General features: G+C 58.7%; 1 protein-coding gene and 1 pseudogene. Both read right to left on the bottom strand.

All coding sequences use genetic code 11. The annotated features are described in order from the left end of the window. Positions 1 to 305 (bottom strand): lecithin retinol acyltransferase family protein (locus OKB77_RS23980; RefSeq protein WP_270818721.1); only part of this gene is annotated, 305 nt, incomplete at its 3' end. Positions 306 to 389: 84 nt separating this feature from the next. After that, positions 390 to 707: pseudogene (locus OKB77_RS23975) on the bottom strand (hypothetical protein); the annotation flags it as partial.

Here is a 707-nt window from a genome sequence, read left to right as displayed (position 1 = left end):
TCGATACACCAGAGCACGAAGTGCTCGCAGTTGTTAAAGAGCGTGCTGTAGTGCGCCTCTCCAAGACGGGAGTAAGCACGGTCGATACTCTCCTCCCGGTTGAAAGCTCGTGCACTATGGTGCTGGATGCGATAGCCCCGTCCTTGGCTAAACTCGGCAAGGGTGGCGATAGCTATCTGACCGGAATGTATACCGGCACTGACCCCCTGGTAGTGGATGACCAGATGGTCCCCCAGATAGAGACCGTGGTGCTGGTAACCGGTGCGGGGGGAAACGAGGTGGTCCCCTGATTGCGGTAATGACATGAACCGTTCCTTAAATAAAATGCGGCATAAAACAGAGGGCACCCGAAGGTGCCCTGATGGTGGTGAATGTGTGGAGGCTGGTGGTCAGGACTGCTTGCGCAGCGTCAAGCTGCTGGCATCCCATACCCAGCGCTGACGAGGATTGCCGGGCAGGTCGAGGGTGAAACCGTTGGGTTCGCGGGTCAGCTTGCCTTCATCGCTGCAGGTACCAAAGGGCTGTGAAAGCATGGTCAGTACCCCCGTCTGGGCGACAGCCAACTGGTAGAGCACCGGGCATGCCACACCGCCGCTGTGCAGCTCAAACAAGACCGCCTGACCGTTGACGAGCGGCAATCGGTGCGTGAGCTTGATGGCGTCATATTCATCGGTGCGCAGCAGCACCTCACCCCCATGCCGGATCTC

Source organism: Aeromonas sp. Y318-3, assembly GCF_027706185.1.
Taxonomy (GTDB): Bacteria; Pseudomonadota; Gammaproteobacteria; order Enterobacterales; family Aeromonadaceae; genus Aeromonas; species Aeromonas veronii.
The sequence above is the reverse complement of the archived record's forward strand: the minus strand, read 5'-3'. Positions and strand labels throughout refer to the sequence as shown.